This is a genomic window from Faecalibacterium sp. DFI.5.82 (assembly GCF_029076575.1).
Classification (GTDB): domain Bacteria; phylum Bacillota; class Clostridia; order Oscillospirales; family Ruminococcaceae; genus Faecalibacterium; species Faecalibacterium duncaniae.
Genome location: NZ_JARFIS010000703.1, coordinates 1 through 303 on the forward strand (window position 1 = coordinate 1; position 303 = coordinate 303).

At 64.7% G+C, this 303-nt stretch carries 1 protein-coding gene; it reads right to left on the bottom strand.

Going from position 1 to position 303, the window contains the following annotated elements; all coding sequences use genetic code 11:
* Nucleotides 1-192 (bottom strand): glutamate--tRNA ligase family protein (locus P0G09_RS18510; RefSeq protein ID WP_275253405.1); only part of this gene is annotated, 192 nt, incomplete at its 3' end.
* Between the last annotated feature and the right edge of the window lie 111 nt (nucleotides 193-303).

The following is a 303-nucleotide window of genomic DNA, read 5'->3' on the forward strand; positions in this document are numbered from 1 at the left end:
CCAGCGCAGGTCCTCTTCCAGTGCGTCGTCATATTTGCGAGGGCAGCGCTCGGCATCCAGATCCTCAATGCGCAGAACGATGCGCCCGCCCAGACTTCTGGCGCTGAGCCAGGCCAGCAGGCTGCAGGCCAGATTGCCCAGATGCAGCCGCCCGCTGGGGCTGGGGGCAAAGCGCCCGGTCACAGCGCTCACAGGCCCAGCTTCCACTCGCCATCCACAGGCTGGGAGATGGGCGTGTTATAGAACTCGGCCATGGCCTTTGCCATGTACTCGGCATCCTTGCAGCTGGCGGTCTCCATTGCG